This is a genomic window from Vibrio sp. 1562, from assembly GCF_033340155.1.
Lineage (GTDB): Bacteria > Pseudomonadota > Gammaproteobacteria > Enterobacterales > Vibrionaceae > Vibrio > Vibrio alginolyticus.
This window is the reverse complement of record NZ_JAWOVY010000653.1, coordinates 1-555: the sequence shown is the minus strand read 5'-3', so window position 1 is coordinate 555 and position 555 is coordinate 1. Positions and strand designations below refer to the sequence as shown.

Annotated in this window: 1 protein-coding gene and 1 pseudogene; both read right to left on the bottom strand. The window is 43.2% G+C overall.

From position 1 onward, the window contains the following. Positions 1 to 102: pseudogene (locus R7Z49_RS26900) on the bottom strand (thiol:disulfide interchange protein DsbA/DsbL); the annotation flags it as partial. Between the two features lie 82 nt (positions 103 to 184). Continuing rightward, positions 185 to 555 (bottom strand): hypothetical protein (locus tag R7Z49_RS26895; protein WP_318112718.1); only part of this gene is annotated, 371 nt, incomplete at its 5' end.

Below are 555 nucleotides of genomic sequence, written 5' to 3'. Positions count from 1 at the left end.
CTCAACGTCCAACACTTTGTAGTGTTTACCTTCTTCAAATTGAGCAGCGTGAGCGCTGAAAGCCAGTAAAAGTGTGCTGCATAGTGCAAGTAATTTCTTCATTGTTTGTTTTCCTTCGGGCACAACAGTGCCGTTTTAAATATAGCTAAGAGCCAGCTAGTGCTGGAGATAAATAAAGAAGAAATCAAACAATCGGAGGTCGGTAAGGCTTATAAACCACAACCACGGCTTTTTCAGTAGGAAGCTTATCAATGAGCGCCAAGCTGTAAGGCAGTAGCATCAATCCATTTTGCGACAAAGTCGTGGGAATTTTCACAATGCAAGAAGAGCTGCAACTGGTGTGCGACTTTTGCCCTTTTTCCATCATGTGTTCTTTGTGGTGCGGCTCAACACAATCTGTATTTACGCCGAGTTTTTCTTGAAGTGCAGTTTGCTGCATGGGAAAGCTTTGTGCTTCTATTGATGCTGTCGATGCTTGAACGCTCGATGAAACACTGGTTAGCAGCATAGCCACCAAACAAACCAGAGTAGTCATCAATGTACGATTCAACTTCA